Source organism: Rhizobium ruizarguesonis, from assembly GCF_017357285.1.
Classification (GTDB): Bacteria; Pseudomonadota; Alphaproteobacteria; order Rhizobiales; family Rhizobiaceae; genus Rhizobium; species Rhizobium ruizarguesonis.
This window is the reverse complement of record NZ_CP071678.1, coordinates 861128-878138: the sequence shown is the minus strand read 5'-3', so window position 1 is coordinate 878138 and position 17011 is coordinate 861128. Positions and strand designations below refer to the sequence as shown.

Annotated in this window: 19 protein-coding genes; all 19 read right to left on the bottom strand. The window is 59.9% G+C overall.

Going from position 1 to position 17011, the window contains the following annotated elements; all coding sequences use genetic code 11:
* Positions 1-147: 147 nt before the first annotated feature.
* Entirely contained in the window at positions 148-687 is a 540-nt protein-coding gene (locus J3P73_RS04295; RefSeq protein ID WP_130689343.1) for a hypothetical protein, read from the bottom strand.
* Entirely contained in the window at positions 687-1052 is a 366-nt protein-coding gene (locus tag J3P73_RS04290; RefSeq protein WP_003556590.1) for a hypothetical protein, read from the bottom strand. The genes J3P73_RS04295 and J3P73_RS04290 overlap by 1 nt, the downstream gene beginning before the upstream one ends.
* 124 nt (positions 1053-1176) lie before the next feature.
* On the bottom strand, positions 1177-1740 hold the full coding sequence (locus J3P73_RS04285; RefSeq protein ID WP_130771119.1) for a rod-binding protein: 564 nt from the start codon (positions 1738-1740) through the stop codon (positions 1177-1179).
* A gap of 32 nt (positions 1741-1772) precedes the next feature.
* Complete coding sequence (locus J3P73_RS04280) at positions 1773-2186, bottom strand: hypothetical protein (protein ID WP_130690841.1); 414 nt, start codon at positions 2184-2186, stop codon at positions 1773-1775.
* A 3-nt stretch (positions 2187-2189) separates the two neighbouring features.
* Positions 2190-2942 (bottom strand): flagellar biosynthetic protein FliR, encoded by a 753-nt coding sequence (gene fliR / locus J3P73_RS04275; protein WP_130689341.1) that lies wholly within the window; start codon positions 2940-2942, stop codon positions 2190-2192.
* The gene (flhA, locus tag J3P73_RS04270) at positions 2939-5026 is read right to left on the bottom strand and encodes a flagellar biosynthesis protein FlhA (RefSeq protein WP_018486403.1); all 2088 of its coding nucleotides are present in this window, start codon (positions 5024-5026) and stop codon (positions 2939-2941) included. Before flhA ends, fliR begins: the two co-directional genes overlap by 4 nt.
* Positions 5027-5240: 214 nt before the next feature.
* Positions 5241-5507 carry a flagellar biosynthesis protein FliQ gene (fliQ, locus tag J3P73_RS04265; RefSeq protein WP_009992823.1) on the bottom strand — a complete coding sequence of 89 codons (267 nt, stop codon included), beginning with the start codon at positions 5505-5507 and terminating at the stop codon, positions 5241-5243.
* A 99-nt stretch (positions 5508-5606) separates the two neighbouring features.
* Complete coding sequence (gene flgD, locus J3P73_RS04260) at positions 5607-6044, bottom strand: flagellar hook assembly protein FlgD (RefSeq protein ID WP_024320934.1); 438 nt, start codon at positions 6042-6044, stop codon at positions 5607-5609.
* Positions 6035-6484, bottom strand: coding sequence for a flagellar biosynthesis repressor FlbT (gene flbT / locus J3P73_RS04255; RefSeq protein ID WP_003545563.1), 450 nt, complete (start codon positions 6482-6484; stop codon positions 6035-6037). Before flbT ends, flgD begins: the two co-directional genes overlap by 10 nt.
* Positions 6481-6828: a flagellar biosynthesis regulator FlaF gene (gene flaF / locus J3P73_RS04250; protein ID WP_003545562.1), complete on the bottom strand. Its 348-nt coding sequence runs from the start codon at positions 6826-6828 to the stop codon at positions 6481-6483. The genes flbT and flaF overlap by 4 nt, the downstream gene beginning before the upstream one ends.
* Before the next feature lie 34 nt (positions 6829-6862).
* Positions 6863-7909, bottom strand: coding sequence for a flagellar hook-associated family protein (locus J3P73_RS04245; RefSeq protein WP_018072586.1), 1047 nt, complete (start codon positions 7907-7909; stop codon positions 6863-6865).
* Positions 7910-7912: 3 nt separating this feature from the next.
* Positions 7913-9400: a flagellar hook-associated protein FlgK gene (flgK, locus tag J3P73_RS04240; RefSeq protein ID WP_018072585.1), complete on the bottom strand. Its 1488-nt coding sequence runs from the start codon at positions 9398-9400 to the stop codon at positions 7913-7915.
* A gap of 19 nt (positions 9401-9419) precedes the next feature.
* Positions 9420-10721, bottom strand: a complete 1302-nt coding sequence (locus J3P73_RS04235; protein ID WP_018072584.1) for a flagellar hook protein FlgE — start codon at positions 10719-10721, stop codon at positions 9420-9422.
* 125 nt (positions 10722-10846) lie between these two features.
* A complete protein-coding gene (gene rem, locus J3P73_RS04230; RefSeq protein ID WP_003545558.1) occupies positions 10847-11518 on the bottom strand; it encodes a transcriptional activator Rem in 672 nt (223 codons plus the stop codon).
* A gap of 280 nt (positions 11519-11798) precedes the next feature.
* Positions 11799-12383 carry a lytic transglycosylase domain-containing protein gene (locus tag J3P73_RS04225; RefSeq protein ID WP_392397393.1) on the bottom strand — a complete coding sequence of 195 codons (585 nt, stop codon included), beginning with the start codon at positions 12381-12383 and terminating at the stop codon, positions 11799-11801.
* A complete protein-coding gene (fliK, locus tag J3P73_RS04220; RefSeq protein WP_130687607.1) occupies positions 12304-13746 on the bottom strand; it encodes a flagellar hook-length control protein FliK in 1443 nt (480 codons plus the stop codon). Before fliK ends, J3P73_RS04225 begins: the two co-directional genes overlap by 80 nt.
* Positions 13743-15038: a chemotaxis protein MotC gene (gene motC / locus J3P73_RS04215; protein WP_130689338.1), complete on the bottom strand. Its 1296-nt coding sequence runs from the start codon at positions 15036-15038 to the stop codon at positions 13743-13745. The genes fliK and motC overlap by 4 nt, the downstream gene beginning before the upstream one ends.
* A 4-nt stretch (positions 15039-15042) precedes the next feature.
* Complete coding sequence (locus tag J3P73_RS04210) at positions 15043-16353, bottom strand: MotB family protein (RefSeq protein WP_130681001.1); 1311 nt, start codon at positions 16351-16353, stop codon at positions 15043-15045.
* Complete coding sequence (locus J3P73_RS04205; protein ID WP_130771117.1) at positions 16350-16979, bottom strand: hypothetical protein; 630 nt, start codon at positions 16977-16979, stop codon at positions 16350-16352. The genes J3P73_RS04210 and J3P73_RS04205 overlap by 4 nt, the downstream gene beginning before the upstream one ends.
* Positions 16980-17011 lie beyond the last annotated feature (32 nt).

The following is a 17011-nucleotide window of genomic DNA, read 5'->3' as shown; positions in this document are numbered from 1 at the left end:
GTGACACCTGATATAACAGGGCGGTTTCAAACAACCCTTAGGAAAATTCCTTGAATTTCCATGCTCGTATAAGTGGTTTATTAACCACGCGCGCCAACGGAAAACGGCGCCTTGCGGCGCCGCTTGTCGTCGATGATCGGATGTTGCTCAGTGAGCAGCTGGCGCCGGGGCTTGACCGGCCGGTACGGTCTCGACGATCTTGACGGGTGTGCCGACCTTCTTCGGCTGACCGGCGGAGCTTTCCTTGACCTCTTCCTTGGAGAGATAGTCGAGCTGCTCCAGCATCACGTCGGCGACGTATTCGCCGCCGAGGCGCTCGTTCATGCCCTTCTTGATCTCCTCGCGGAAGGCCTTCGGATCGAAGGATTTGATGTGGGCGATATCGACCATCTTGTTGCCGACGAGCAGGCTGAAGAGCTCGTCCGTCGTCATCTCACTCAGCGGCAGCGTCACGCCTTTCAGCATGTCCTTATTCATCATGAACGAAACGCGGCCGAGGAAGTAACCGGTGACCGCGCCGTTACCGATGATCGGCACGGTGATCGTTTCGCCCTTCACCAGTTCGAGTGCGCTCTGCTTGGAATCCGTTGCCGCGGGCGCCGGCGCCGTCGCCAGGTACACCGAGAAATAGACCGATGCCAAGGTGATGGCGCAAACCCAGACACCGGTGAGGACGAGCTTGATCATCAGTTTCCACGCGCGGCGAATTGTTCCTGGGAATAGGTGCCGTCGGCATCGGCGTCCTGAACTGCGTTTTTCAGGAGGTCGGCCACGGCGCGAACCGCTTCGAGATGCGCCTCGACGCGACGGGCATTGAGAACCAGTTTCTTCTTCAGGCCGTGCAACTGGTCGAGATGGGCAGCGGCAAGCTCGGCCGGATCGGTGTCGCGGAAAAGCATCGAGAGCTCGTAGAGGCAGCGGCTCTTATGCGCATTGGAGACCTTGAGATCGAACTGCGGGTCGTTGCCGATCCGGGTGTTCTCATTGTCGATGATCATTTCGAGGCGTCCGAGAACGGATTTGATCCTGTATTCGTTCGAAACTATTTCCATTGTACCCCCGGTTATGCGTCGCTTAGAGCATGATGCCGAAAAGTGTGCGCGGTTTTCGCACGACATCACGCTCTAACTATTTAATTGAGAACAGGATTCAGATTTTAGGCCAACGGGCCTAAAATCATCCTGTTCTATCGGTCTTGGCTTCGGCGGTCGGCGTGCCAAAAGTCTTACGCTGGAAGTCATCGATCATGCTGAGCGCGGTGTTGCGGTCATCGTCGTCGGTCGAGGCATTGACGATCTTGCCTTCCTGCCGGCGCAGCTGCTCGCTGTACATCTGCTTGGCAATGCCGATGCCTTCACCCTTGGCCATGACGTTGCCGAGCTGTTCGGCCATCATGCCTTTCCAGATATCGCCAGTCGCGCCCTTGCCGTAGACGTCTTCGCCTTCGCTCGGCAGCATGGACTTGACGAAATTCTGCAGAACCATGGCCTCGAACTTCCGGTAGCTTTCCGGAACTTCCTCGGTCTTGGTGCGGTTCTGAATGTTGGCGAGGCCGCTCTTCTGGCCAATATGGTCGAGAACGTCGACCGTATTGGAGAAGCCCTTACCATTCTCGGCGAGGCTCGTTGCGGCAAAAGCCGCACGATTTGCCTTCAACTTTTCCTGGGCCGCCTGAACCTCCATGGGGTCGGCAGCTTTGACAACATCCAGGACCAGATCACTGGGGGGCGAAATAGCCACGTTACAATCCTCTGAATTTAAGATCGTAACGACTATGGTTTTTGAAGCTTGCTGGAGGCTGGCGTTGCGAATTGCTGATCGATGACATCGTAGACGGCATTGTCATCGGCCTCGCGGCGCTCGGCCTCAAGGGCTTCCTTCATGCCCTCCTCAAGGCGATCGCCCTTGGCACGCTCGCGCGTCAGCCGCATCTCGTGGACCTGCTGCATGCCGTTCAGCTGCTGGTCCTTGATGGTGAGCCTGCCGAATCGGTCGGCGTAATTCTGCGAGAAGGCATGGTGAACGGGGTCCATCGAGCCGAGGGCGAGGATGACGTCGTCCATGGCCGCATTGACCTCGACACGCTGACGGCTGGTTTCGGCCAGGTCGTTCTCGGCTATCCTTTCGATATGCCGCTGCACCGAGAGCAGTCGCTTGAGCTTCTGGGAGCGCTTCTTTTCGATCATGCCTCATCGTCCGATATAGATCGAGCCGAAGGACTGGCCGAACTGGCTGACCAACGCCGCAATCGAGAAATAGATCAGGAAGAGCCCGCCCAGCAGCAGATAGGGCGTGGAGATAAAGTAGACCGGGATCTGCGGCGCCAGCTTGTTGATGAAGCCGATCGAGACGTTGAAGATCAGGCCGTAGATCAAGAAGGGACTCGACAGCCGCAGCATGATGTAGGTGGTCTGTTCCAGCGTGTCGGTAAAGGAGATCAGCGTCGCGCGCATCTGCATCAGGCCGCCGAAGGGCATGGTCGTGTAGGAATCGATCAGCGCGCGGAAGACGATGTGGTGGAAATCCATGATGAAGAGAATCATGATGCCGGCAAAGGTGATGAATCCGGAAAGGCTGGTCTCAGGCGTATCTTCGAGGATGTCGGCGGAACCCGGCTGGGTGTAGCCGACCATCATCGCGATGATCGTCGCGGCGAACTGCATGCCGAGCGTGTAGATCCTCGCCAGCATGCCGTACATCACGCCGATCAGCGATTCGCTGAAGATCAGGCCGATATAGGTTCCCGAACTTGTGTGGACAGCGGGATAGACGGTGTCCCAGAGCAGCGGCATGACGGCGATCGAGAGCGCGCCGGCGATGAAGACGCGCAGCTGTTCGGGCACGCGCGCCGATGAAAAACCCGGAAGAGCCAGCACACAGCCACCGATCCGGCAGAAAACCAGAAACAGCGCGAGAACGGTCCCTTGCGGGTCTGTTATCATGAAATAGAGCCCAAAATCTTTATCTCGATGCCCTTGGCCAGTTCGACATGCGACAGGACCGGGAGCGTGGCGAACAGCCTTTCGATGATCATGCGCACATAGGAGCGTGTTTCCGGCGACGTGACAAGGGCGAATGGCAAGCCGCGATCCATGAACTCACGGATAACTTTGGTGGCCTGCTCGCTGAACTCTTCCAGGCTGCGCGGATCGATGTCGAATTCGATCACCTCGCCCTTGGCGTCGCGCTTCAGCGCCTGGTGGAAAGCGAGATCCCATTTGCTGCCCAGCCTGAGCACGCGCAGCACGCCATTGTCTGCGAGGTCGCCGCAGAGCTGCTGGGCCATGCGGATGCGGACATGCTCGACGATCTGCTCGGTCTTCCGGACATGCGGGGCAAGCTCTGCCACCGCTTCGAGGATGAGGTGCAGGTTGCGGATCGAGACGCGTTCGGCAAGCAGCAGCTTGAGCACCGCCTGCAGGCCGGAATAGGACATGTGCGACGAGCAGATCTCGTCGGCAAGCTTCTTGTATTCGGGGTCGAGCCGATCGATCAGCACCTTGACGTCCTTGTAGGACAGAAGCTGCGGCAGGTTGTTGCGGATGACCTCGCTCATATGGGTGAGCACGACAGAGACGTTGTCGATCGGCTGGAAACCCTCGCGTTTCAGATCGTCGGCGAAGTTTTCAAGGATCGACACGGCAGGCATGCCGAAAGCGGGTTCACGGATTTCGTCGCCGGGAATGCTCGGCCGGCGGCCGGCGCCGGTCACGACGAGGACTTCGCCGACGCGCAGCAAGTTGGAGGCGACGGTCGTGCCGTGGATGCGGATTTGATAGGACTTCTCGGCGATGGCGATATCGTCGGTCACCTTGATCTCGGGCACGACGAAACCGTATTGCGTGGCGAACTTCTTGCGCATCTTGCCGACACGGAAGGCGAGCTCCTGGTGGGCGCCGAGCAGGCGCGTCGAGACCATCTTGCCGAGTGCGAGCTCGATCTCGGAGGTGCGCAGCACTGCCTTGACCGAATCCTTTTCCAGTTCCTTGCTCTGGACGACCTTCTTTTCTTCCTGCTCGCGGCGAAGCATGTTTTCGGCTTCGACCTGACGCGGGATGAACCAGGCGCCGAAGGCGAGAAGACCGCCAAGGACCACGAAGGGGATAAACGGCAGACCCGGCATCAAGGCCAGGATGAACATCAGCACCGCCGAGACGGAAAGCGCCCGGGGATAACCGCTCAACTGGTTGACGACCGCCTGGTCGGTGGAGCCGGTGGTGCCGCCGCGGGAGACGAGAAGGCCGGCGGCGAGCGAAACGATGAGGGCCGGCATCTGCGAGACAAGGCCGTCGCCGACGGAGAGCTTGACGAAGACGTCGGCCGCTTCGCCGATCGGCATACCGTGGCGGAAGTAGCCGATGATGATGCCGCCAAAGATGTTGATGCAGGTGATGATGAGGCCGGCGACGGCATCGCCGCGCACGAACTTCGACGCACCGTCCATCGCACCGAAGAAGGAGCTTTCCTCTTCGAGTTCCTTGCGCCGGCGCTGAGCTTCCCTCTCGTCGATGATGCCGGCCGAGAGATCGGCGTCGATCGACATCTGCTTGCCGGGGATGGCGTCCAAGGTGAAACGTGCGCCGACTTCGGCGATACGCGTGGCGCCCTTGGTGATGACGATGAAGTTGATGGTGATGAGGATCAGGAAGACGATCAGACCGATGACAAAGTCGCCGGACATCACCAGGCTTGCGAAACCGGCGATGACGCCGCCCGCTGCTTCATGGCCTTCATTACCGTGGGACAGGATGACGCGTGTCGTCGCGATGTTCAGCGCCAGCCGGGTCATCGTCGCGATCAGCAGAATGGTCGGGAAAGACGAAAAATCGAGCGGTTTCTGGATCCACAGCGCGACCATGAGGATCAGCACCGAGAAAGCGATCGAGAAGGCCAGTCCCATATCGATCAGGAACGGCGGAATCGGCAGGAAGAGAATGCAGATAATGCCGATGATGCCGAGGGCAAAACCGACATCGCGCAGGCTCGGGGCGACTTTCGGAAGGGGGAGTGCAGGTGGTTGCGCCATGACGATTCCGTCTCTTCATGAGAGGAGGCGGACATGAGTCCGCCCAATTCGGATCGAGAATTAAATGGCGAAGCTTGCGCGAAGGTGGCTCAGAGCGGTTCAGCTTTTCATGGAAGCGCAGAACCGCTCTAACCTTCTGTTTCTACGCAATCCCCGGCAAAAGCGCTGCGCGCTTTGCCTGGCAAAACCGCTGCGCACTTTTGCTGGAATTGCTCTAGAAGCCGGACTGGATGCGCGAGAAGACCAGATTGGTGAAAATCGAGATCTGCGAGCCGACGAAAGGGGCGGTGACGCCGACCGTGATCAGCACCGCGACGATCTTCGGCACGAAGGTCAGCGTCGCTTCCTGCACCTGGGTCAGCGCCTGGATCAAGGCAATGACCAGACCCACCACCATCGCGGCAATGACCGCGGGACCGGCAGCAATCAACACGGTCCAGATCGCCGCCTGGAACAGATCCAATGCATCAGCTTCATTCATCTGAAGGCAACCTCATATCGCCTTGAAGCAGCCCCGCCGTGACCGGACCGCCATTGATTGGTATCACCCGAGTTCTGCGGCGCACCGGCGCCGTGAGTATCAGGTGTCGCTGCTGTCGGCGGCCGGTGCCTTGTCGGCAACCGTGATTCCCGCCTGCACCAGTATACTACCGCCATCCGTGGTCGTCGCAATGATTCCATCCGAATAAACCTTGACGGATTCGATGGTGCCTTTGACGGTGCCGTCGGCGCTTTCCATGTATTTGCCGACGTAGCTGCTGGCTTGGGTGAGGCTCGAGCTTGCGAGCAGCGTGTCCAGCTTGGTGTTGGTCTGGATCGTCTGTTCGACCTGCGAGAAGCTCGCCAGCTGCGACATCTGTTCGCTGGCGTCGACCGGATCGGTCGGATCCTGGTTCTTCATCTGCGCGATGAGCAGCTGAAGGAAATTGTCGTAGTTCAGCGTCGCCTTCTGCTGGGCCGAACTCGTCGAGGTCGAAGTGCTCGTCGTGCTCACGCTTGATGTAGCATCTACCGCCATGGTGCAATCTCCCTGCGAATCTGCTCGACCATCGTCGGCGGCATTTCGTGGTTGTTGAGGATATTGTCTTCGATCGTGTAGAGGCCGCGGATCGCCTTCAAGGCATCGAAGGCGCGACCAGTCGAGACGAGCGCATCGATGCGCTTCAGTTCGGCGAGGATTTCCTCGTTCTTGAAGCAGGTGAGCAGCATGGTGATCGACTTGCGGAACATCGCTGTCGAGTGGTCCTTGCCCTCGGGGTTGATGAGGATCATCTGCGCGATGAAATAGAGCTGACGCAGAGGCGTGGTAGCGCCTTCCGGCTGCAGGACGTGGTTTTCGAGAAGGAACGTCACATCATTCAGGAATTCCAGCGCGACCTTGCGGTCGACGCGCAGGACGGCGCCGTTGATGAAGATTCTTTCTCCGGCTTTCAGAGAAATGCGAAGTGTACTTTTCATTTAAGTCCATCCCTGATGATGGTGGTAACGTCGATGATGCCCTGGTAGTTATTAGACTGACGTTTTCTGATCCTGTCGCATTCCTTCAATATCCAGATCGCGATCGAGATGAGGTTGGCCCTGAGCTCGATCTCCAGCTGGTTGTCGGGATGTTTCAGATCCTCGATGAAGCTGATCCACACCCGGCGGGTATAAAACAGGGCTTCAATGGCTTCCCGGCCGTATTTTTCCTTTTCGCGCGCCAACGACAGAAGGTCTATGGATCGGTCAAGAACCTGCCATTCCCGCTCTTTCGCGTCGGCCACCGAGTCCTGCATGACTTCGGCATATGAGAACTGATACATTCATGCATCCTTCTTTATTGCGCGCCTTTGCTCATCAAAGGTAGTTTACAAGACTCAACTGCTGGATCTTCGAGACGATCGTGTAGGCGGTTTCAAGCTGCGTTTCCAAAGTCTTGACGAGGGTCGAGGCTTCGTAGGGGTCGACACCCTGGAGATCGACGAGCTTGTTCTTGATGATGTTGGACTGGGCGTCGAGGGCGTCGTTGGACTTCTTGACGCGCTCCTGGGAAAGGCCGAGCTGGCTTGCCTGGGTCACGAGGCCGCTGGTCGCCTTCGTCGTATAGCTGATCGCCTGCTTGGACACCGTGCTCATCGCATCGCTGCTGAGGCCCTGGCCCAACAGCGCCGAGGTCATCACCGAGGCGAGCGCGAAGTAACGCATGCCCTCGGAATTGGCATTGGTCGAGGATTCGATCACCTCGGAGTTGCTGATGCGGCTCGTCATGTTCTGGCTCGATGCCTGCGACCAGCCGGTCGTCGGGTCGGTCCAGGCGGTCTCGCTGAACATCGGCTCTACCGTCGTGGTGATGAAGGTGCTCATTTCGGCGCCGGTGAGATCGCTGACCGCCTTGCCGAGGCCCGTTGCATAGGTGTTCAACTGCGTGACAATGGCTGCGCTCGTCGTGGTCGTCTTGTCGGTCAGCGGTTGCACATCGGTGTTGATGCCCGAGAACAGATATTCGCCGTTCACCATGGTATTGGCGGTGTCCATCATGGTGGACAGGGCGCTGGTGGCGGACTGGATGGCGACGGTGATGCTGCCTGGGTCGTGGCTGCCTTGGAGCGCCGTCAGCTTCGAAACGAGGCCGTCGCCGACGTCCTTCATCTTGGAAAGGCCGAGCTGCGAGGATTCCATGCGTGCGGTGACCAGCGAATTGCTTGATTTGATCGAGGCTATCCTGTCGACCTCGCGGCTGAAGTCCACGCTCCTGGCGGCATTGCCGCCGAGCGAGACACCGATATCCGCATAGACGCCCGTCGTCGCTTCCATCGTTGCCTTCGTCATCTGGTTCTGCGCCTGACGGATCGTCAATCGCATCGCGTTCTGAATGGCCGAACTTGAAATAAATGAGCTCTTCATGGCTTAACTCGCAATATCCAGCAATGACTTCAACATTTCGTCAACGGCGTTCAGGATCTTGGTCGCCGCCTTGTAGGACTGCTCTATGTCGAGGAGCAGCGTCAGCTCCTCGTCCAGGTTGACGCCCGTCTCGTTGGAATAGGCTTCATCGGAGCGTGACAGCGCCGCCGAGGTGTTTTCCGCCGCCGTCGTGGCATTGCTGCGGTACTGTTCGAGCCAGCCGAGGGAATTTGTGGCGAATTCCATGATGCTGACGTTTGAATCGATGCCGGTCGTGGCGTCGAACCCGACCGGCGTCCCCGCCGCTGGGTCGAAATCGATGTCGGAGCCCAATGCGGTATAGAGACGATCGAGTTCAGTCGTATAACCGCTGGCGCCTGACGTGTTCAGGACGAGCCCGGTGGCGTTGACGCCACCGTCGCGCAGGCGCATCGGATCGCCGCCTTGCGAGGTGATGACGCGGCTGCTGACCGTTATGGTCGCCGCCATGCCGGCAACCGCGGTGGCGCCGGTATCAACCGTGCCGCCGCTCCAGGTGAAGAGGCCTGGCACATAGGCCGGGCCGGCCACCGTGTTCTGTTCCTTGAAGAGTGAGACCAGGCCGCGGGCGACTTCGTCGAGCTGCTTCTGGAAGTTCGGGGCGATTTCGTCGCGCACTTGGAGGAGAGACTGAAGGCTTCCCTGCCCCGTCGTCGTCGATCCGCTGCCGCGCGGAAGTGCCACACCGTCAACATAGACCGAATTGCCGGTGATGGTCGCGGTATAGACATCCTGAGACTTGAACGTCACCTTGCGCGGGATCGTCTCGAAGAGGATCGTCCCGTCAGACGTGCTCAGCACCATGTCGTTATTGTCGCGCGTCGTTGCGTTGACGCCGACGATCTGCGAAATCTGCTTGAGAGCCTTCTCACGTTCGTCGAGGGCGCCGGATGCATCCGCACCCGAGGCCGTGGCGGTCTTCACCGCATTGTTGGCCTTCTCGAAGTCGCTGAGAAGCGTATTCAGCTTATCGACGTCGGTGGCGATCTGCTTGTCGGCGGTGGCGCGGACATCCTGAACGGATTGCGAGGCATTGTTCAGCGAGTTGGCGACGTCCTGGGCGGCGGTGATGGCGCCCTGGGCGGCGACGGTGCTGCCCGGCGTCGTGCGGAAGGCCTGAAGCTTCTGCTGGAAAACACCGAGATAGGTGGATGGCGACGTTTCGTAGTCGTTGCCACCCACGATCGACTTCAGGTCCTCGAGACCGCCGAGCAATGCCTGCTGGGCACTGTCCTGAGAGGATGTCTTCAGGTATTGGCGCAGCAGCGCCTCTTCCTGCGCGCGGTCGATCTTGACGACCTGCGCGCCATTCAAGGACGTGGTGAGCATCGCCTGCCGGCGCACGTAATCTTTGTTGCCCGCATTCGAGATATTGTTCGATACGACACTGCTCTGAGTGCCCGTATTGTTGAATATATTCTGCGCGGTATTAAGTGCGGATGTGAGCGACATGGCTTACCCGGTACCTTGCTTATCTCTTGAGGTTGACGAGAACGTCCATAATGTCGGATCCCGTCTGGAACACCTTGGAATTGGCGGTATAGCTGCGCTGCGATTCAATCATCTCGGTCAGTTCGCCGGCGAGGTCGACGTTCGATCCTTCGAGAGCGCCTGACTTGATGGTGCCGAGGCCGTTGGTCTGCGGGAAGCCGGTGACGGTCACGCCGGACTGGCCATTGGCGCTGTAGACGTTGCCGCTCATCAGCGTCAGTTTGTCGGGGCTTGCGACATTGGCCAGCGGAATGCGATAGAGCGGCTTGGTGCTGCCATCCTCGTACTTGGCGTAGACGATGCCATCGCCGTCGATCGTGACGTCCTTGACCGGGGTCGCCGCCTGGCCGTTCGGCGTACCCGTGCCGGAGAAGTCGGCGCCGAGCTGTGTGAAGCCCGAGAGATCCATGGCGATCGTCTGCCCGGTCACCGTATCGACGATGTTAACGGCGCCACTCGAGGTCATCTTGCCGTTGGCGTCGAAGGTGAGCGTTCCGGTGCCGACAGCGCCACCGGCGGTGTAGGGGAAGGAGGTCGTGCCGCCGACCGCCGCATTGGCGTTGCGAAACATCGCCACTTCCCAGGTGGCAGCCGTGGCGGGTGTTGCCGGCGGCGGCGTGACGACGGATTGCTTCGTGAAGTAGAAGTCGTACATCACCTTGTTGCCGAGACGGTCGTAGGCGACCATCGAGACCTTCTTGGTGTCTGTTGTCGTAGTAGCGGCATTGGCGCTCGGCAGCGTCGCGGGAGCGACCGGAGCGATCTTGGCGTTGGAATCGAGGTTGCCCTTGAAGACCCCCGAGGTCGAAGCGATGGCGGTCAGGCCATCCTGGTTGACGTTGACGGGAACGAGGCCGTCGAAGCCGTTGACGACGACGGCGGGAGCGCCGGAGTCGTAGGAATAGCCCATCAGCTGAAAGCCGGCGGCGTTGACGAGGTTGCCTTCGTCGTCCTTGGTGAAGTCACCGGCGCGGGTCAGAACCGGAGTGCCGTCAGCACCCTGGACGATGAAGAAACCGTCGCCCGATATTGCGAGGTCGGTGCCCGAGGTGGTGTAGGAAATATCGCCCTGATCGGAAACGGCCTGGCGGACCGAAGTCTGAACGCCGCCGGAATTGTAATTGCCGCCCGAGGAGGGCAGAACCAGCGACGAGAAGCTCGTCGACACAGCCTTGTAACCGGTGGTGTTAACGTTGGCGATGTTGTCGGCGACGGTGCTGAGGCGGTTGGCCTGAGCGTTCATCCCCGATACTGCCGTCTTCATGCTGCCGAAAATGCTCATCTGAAAACCTCGTTTTACCTGTTATGCACGAGAGTATTTGTCGGGCCTTGCGTGAAGCTGTCTGTCATGCGAGCTGCGAGGCCAGATATCGAAGTTCAGCCGGGCGCCGCCGCCCGGCCGAGAGATCAGGCCCAATCGATGCAGTAACCAAGGAAACGCTTGGAATCGACCGGATCGACGCCGAGCTTTTTGCGCAGCTTCTTGCGCAGCTTCGAGATGTGGCTTTCGACGACGTTCTCCTCGACCTCTTCGTCGAAGATGCCGTAGATAGCGTTGAAGATCTGGGTCTTGGTGACCCGGCGACCGCGATTGGCGATCAAATATTCGAGGATGCGGCGCTCGCGCCTCGGAAGCGCGAAGACTTCGCCGTTGATCTCGGGGTCACGGCCATCCGAGAAGACGCGGATTCCGCCGATCTCGGTGTAATTGGTGATCGCCTTCAGCCGGCGCCGGATCGCAGCCGCCCTTGCGAGGATTTCGCGGGGATGTACCGGTTTGCGCACCACGTCGTCGACGCCGCAATCGAACAGTGCAAGAGTGTTTTCGAGCGAGTGCTGGTCGCTGACCGCAATCACCGGCGCCATCGATCGGTCCCGGATCGCCCGGGGCAGTTCGAAGTTGCGCTGGCCTTGACCGATCAGGAAGGCCTCGACTGCAGCAATATCGGAATCGGCGGCGGTCTGTACCCACTCACCGAACTCCGCTGGGTCAAAGCCGGTCGAGGGAATGCCCTCACGACCGAACAGAGATGTGTATCCATCTTTCACGAGCTCACGCTCATCAACCACTACGATCATTCGTCCGCCTCCGAATCAGTGTGGCACTTCGATGATCTATGGGTACGAATCGCACGAATCGGCGACAACTCGTTAAAGTTAATGGCAGAAACTAATAATTGATTAAGATTAGGGTAGCGATTTGATCTATATCTAGTGGGTATGCCTGATTATGCCCACCAAAATTTCGTGGAAAAGTTAACGGTCGGTTAAATATGGCTTGCACAGGGGATTCATGCCGGATTCCTGCCATATTGTGACACAGTTTCGTCACAATACGCCACTTCCATCTTTGGTTGAATTAATTTTGACAAAAGTTACTCGCATTGGGAGTCCACTTGCCGTAGCCGGTGGCAACCAGATTGGCGATGACGCGGCAGACATATTGCTTCTGTGCCGGATTGTTGTTGGGTCCGGCATGGTATCTAGCTACCGCCATCGTCCATGTCTCATGACGGTCATGCAGGTTGCGGAGGAATTTTGCCGCATACTCCACATTGCGATGCGGGTCGAACATCTCCTCGGCGGAGCCGAAATTTTCGCCGTGATAATAATGGTTGATCTGCATGCAGCCAATGTCGATGAGCTTGGCGCCGCTGTTGCGGGCGACATCGAACTGCCTCATCGCGTCCTGCTCCGAGGGCGGAAAGATCGCCTTGCCTTCGACGTTCATGGCATAGGGATAGAGCGAGCCCTTGCGGCCGGTCTCCGTCAGGCCGACCGAATAGAGGATGCCTTCCGGGATGCCATATTTGGCCGCGGCCGACTGGATCTCGCGCTCGCAGGCGCCGGTGGAGGCTGATGCCTCAGAGGTAAACGCCGCCAGCGCCGCTGCTGCCAGCCCCACCGCCACGAGCGTCTTCAATACCAGCCTCGCCTGCGCCATTGAAGCCTCCGTCCGTCCGCTGTGCCGTCTGATTGTGGCGCTCACGCGCCTCGCCGCCCTGCCCCTGCTGGGGGAGCGACTGCTGCTGGGAGGCCTGGCCCTGGTTGCCGGCGTCGGAACGTTCGACCGGCGCCATGCTGATGGTGACGTTTTCGACCGCGTAACCCTGGCTGCGCAGAGCTTCGAGAATCTTGCCGTGATCTTCCTTCATTTGACGGTAAGCCGCCCCGGTTTCGACCTTGAGGTCGACGTTCAGGGCGTCGCCAGACAGGCGCATGGTCGCCGTCACCAGCCCGAGGTCGAGCGGATTCATCTGGATCTTCAGCGTATTGACGACCTTGCCGGTGCTCGTCCATTCCGCGGCGTTGGAAAGGGCCGAGCTCGGTTCCATGGCGCGCGCCCATTCGGAATCGCCGGAGAGCGCAGCGGTCACGGCGGCGGAATTGGAATTCTGCATCAGGCCGATATAGCGGCGCGATTCGAGCACCGAAACGTTTTCGACATCGGCCTTCTTCGAGCCATCCTTCGACCCAGCCTGATCGGTGCCGATTTGGACATCCATAGACACGCCGCGGCCATCGGCGCGGCTGATCCTGAATGTCCTGCCATCGCCAGCTTCGGCATTCTCCGATCCGGGAACCTTGATGTCATCCGCCTTGCCGCTCTCGATGTTGCCGCTGACGGCCGCCAGGGCGTCGGACGCATGGTCGCCCGCCTTGACGTCGATACTGTCGAGTTTCTTGTCGCCCGTTCCAGCCTCGCCGGTCTTGGCGGAGACCTGATGCGCGGCTGCCACCGCCGGCAAAGTCACTGCACCGTCGGCGGGGTCCTGCTTCAGCAGGCCGAGAACATCCGAAATGCCGCCATCTTCGTCATCGGTGGTGTTGTCCGTATCGGTTTCCAATGCGTCGCCCTTGGCGTGCTTGACGCCCTTGGCTGCCGGAGCGATCTCATCTGCGGAGCGGTCCTTCGGATCCAGCTTACCCAAGGCGACGTCGGCCGGCACTTTGACCTCAGCCTTTGCGGGCTTTGCCGCGGCCTTTTCGACACTGACGATCGTTTCCGGCTGAACATCCGCCTGCGCCTTCAACGCAGCGTCACTAAGATCGATCAATGGCTTTGCGCCGCTGCGGCCGCGGATCGTGCCCGCCACCTTGTCGGTGCCGGCATCGGCAACCACGCTCTGATCCGGCTGCGCATCGTCGGCCTCGTCATTGACGGCACTGCCGCTCGCCTTGGCCAGCGCGTCGGAGAAGCCGTTCCTTTGGCCGGCGGCATCGTCTTTTCCGGCCGGTCGCGCAGATTTCGCAATCGCGGCGGACTCCGCACCGGGGGCTCCGCCCGAGACGCTCATATCCATCATTGTTCGTTGCCTTCCTGCGCCAGAAGACCGTCGATCTCGTCGAGCTTGGATCGATTGGTCGTCACAAATGCGTTGAATGAGGGGTCGGTATCCTGGCTCTGGCCAGTCGATGCCACACCTCCCGGAACAGGCTCGGGAGGCACGCCTGGCGCTCCCGGTTGCGTCGCTATAGCCGCAGCCTTTTCAGAAGTGATTTCTTGATGGTCAGTGTTAGGATCCGAGGCTTGCGTCAGGCTTGCCGGGTCGGGAGCGCGCAGGATCTGCTCAGCAACCGATCGCGCAGCCTCCTGCAGCGCCTGATCCCGCGGCGAAAGCGCGTTGCCGTCGATGCCGCTGACATTCCTCGCCGCCCGGTCGATATCCTCTGTGGGAAGGCCGGCCATGCCGCCATAGAAATCCGCGAGCGGACCGAAGGCATTGTCGGTGCCGGCGCCAAGCGACTGCACGCGTCCGACTGCCATGCGCGCCAGCTCCGGCTTGCCCGATATGGCGGCAGCGCGGGCGATGCGCAGATAGACCTCGCGCTGGCGCGGGGCGTCCATGAAGGACAGGATGTCGATGACATCCTGCGGCTTCACGTCGTGATCGTGGCCGACGACGAGCGTGACGAAAAGATCGGCGAATTGGCTGGCATAGGGCGAATGCAGGAAGCGCCTGACATAACGTTGCGAATAGGCCATTCCCTTGTCAAGCATCCCCTTATCGACGCAGATGGCCACGGAGCGGCGCAACGCCGCCTCCTCGACGATCGTACCGGGTGCTGCAAGGCGCGCCTGGTCGTAGAGATCCAGCGCGTCTGTCGGTTTCGTGGCGATCAGCACGTTGCCGCCGATCAGCGCAAGGTAGGGGCCGATTTTCTTGTCGCGATATTCCCTGGCCGTCTCCTCCAGCGTCTTGGCGACGAGGAGCCCCTTGCCGCTCAGATATTTGCGCAGCACGTCGGTGACGCGATTGTCGAAATAACCGTTGACGTCGTGGGCGATCAGATATTCGAGCGTCTGGGGATTGCCGCCGCTCATCGCGTAAATCAGCGCGGCATCGACATTGCGGTCGTCGTCGAAGATCGAAGGATCGACAGTGCGCAACCGCTCGTCGATCGTGCCCAGCATGAAGCGCTGCATCTCGCCGGCCGAATGATCGCCGCTGACGACGGAATCCTGCACGAATTGCAGCGACCGCAGCATTTTGTAAGGCGCGAGATCGTCCGGATCCTGCGCATTGGCTGCGGCAGGCGAAAGCATCGCCAGGCCAAGGGCCACAAATCCGACGTAGCGATGCTGCCGACGCGCCATTCGACTATCCTTGATCCGCCTGCACCAGAATCTCGATCCGGCGATTGGTCGCGTTGAACGGGTCGGACGGCAGCTTCAGCCGACGGTCGGCGAAGCCGGAGACCTGCGAGATGCGTTTCTCGTCGAGCCCGCCGCGCACAAGCATGTAGTAGGCGCTCTGGGCGCGATCCATCGAAAGCCGCCAGTTCTCGTTCTGCGTGCCCTTATACTGGCGCCCGTCCGTGTGGCCGCGGATGGCAACCGCACCACCCCTCGCCTTCAGGATCGCACCGATCTTTTCCATAGCGAGCACCATCTCCTGGCGCGGAACCGCAGAACCGATATTAAACATCGAATCGTCGGTCTGGTCGGAGATGCTGACCAGCAATCCGCCCTCGGACGCCGTCACGGTCAGGCCTTCGGCGAGCTTGCCTGCAACGCCACCGATCTGCTGGGCGATTTGTGCCTGCAGTTGCTCGGCTTCCTTCTGCTGCTGCTCGGTCTCCGCGGCGCTCTTGTCCGCATCCTTCTGAGCTTCGGCCTTCTTGTCGTCGGGCGACTTGCCACCCTGCGACTTGCCGTCCTTGGCTTCGACCGCGCCCTTGGTTTCCTTAGTTTCTTTGGTTTCCTTGGCAGCCTTCTGATCGGTGGTCAGCGGTATAGGCTTCATATCCTCGACCTTGGCGATCTCGCTCGTCTCGCTCTCGACCGCCTGCTGGTCGCTCTTGCCAGGCGGCAACGTCTTGCCGGCCGTCGTGACCTCGACCTGCTTCGTCCAGAAATCCGGGTCGAAGGGATCACGATAGGCCTCGCCGCCATCGGCGCCGGTGGCCGGGCCGGAATCGGCGGCACCGCCGTCGCCCTTGGCGCTGACATTGGCCTGCTGGCCGACCTCCTGCGCGATCTCGGCAAGAACCGAATACGGATTTTCAAAGAAATCGGCCTCGGAATAATTGGTTTGATCGCCTGATGTCGATGTCTGGTCGTCACCATCCGCCGCGGCCTTTCCGTCGTTCGGATCTTCTTCCTTCTGTTTCGACTTCTCCTGCTTCTCCTCGCCCTCGGCGTTGTCGACGGGCTTCTTCAGGCCCTTCTCGGTCGGCTTTTCGTCGGAGAGTTTGATCGGATTGAAATAGGTCGCGACCGAGGCCTTGGTCTCCTCGTTGGCGGCATTGACCAGCCACATGACGAGGAAGAACGCCATCATCGCCGTCATGAAGTCGGCATAGGCAATTTTCCACGCACCGCCATGGGCGCCATCGTGATCACCGCCGCCATGTCTCTTGACGATGATGATCTCGTTCTTGCCGTGGTGGTGGTTTTCGCCTTCGCTCATTCGAGAACTTTCTTCAAGCTGGCTGCCCAGGCGGACATACGGGTGACGATGACGGATTCACCGATTTCGACGGCAAGATCGATATCGTCGGTCTCAATGTGGCGAACCGCCCCGGCATGTTCGCCGAGCTCGGCCTTCAATATATCGAAAAGCCGGGTCGGCCCCCTGACGACGACCGCTCCGGCCGCGCCTTCGAGGATCGCGTCGCGCAGCAGGGCGGCGAGGCTTTCGGCAGCCTTGGCGGCAAGCGCTTCGGTCATTACAGGCGCGATGGCGACGGCAGCGCCTGCGCTGACCAGCTGAGCGACCTCTTCGGCAATATCGCGGATGCGGGATGCAATGACCGCCGCCGCCTCGACTTCGTAACGCAGCTTCAGTTCCTCGAGTTCACGCGCATGGACCTCCGACAGCGTCCGCGCCTCGAGTTCGAATTTGTCAGTCAATTCCGCGGTCGCTGCGGCATGACCTTCCGCATAGGCTTCGCGGCGCTCCGCCTCGATATCGACCGCCGGTTCGCTCGGCATTTCGGGGAAAGCGTCGCCGCCGAAATCATCCATGTCGAGGATGGGCGCTGACGATTCCGGTTCACCGAAATCCTTCAAATACCGGGAAAGCGCAATGCTCATAAAAAACCATCCAGCATTCGGGAGGCATGCAG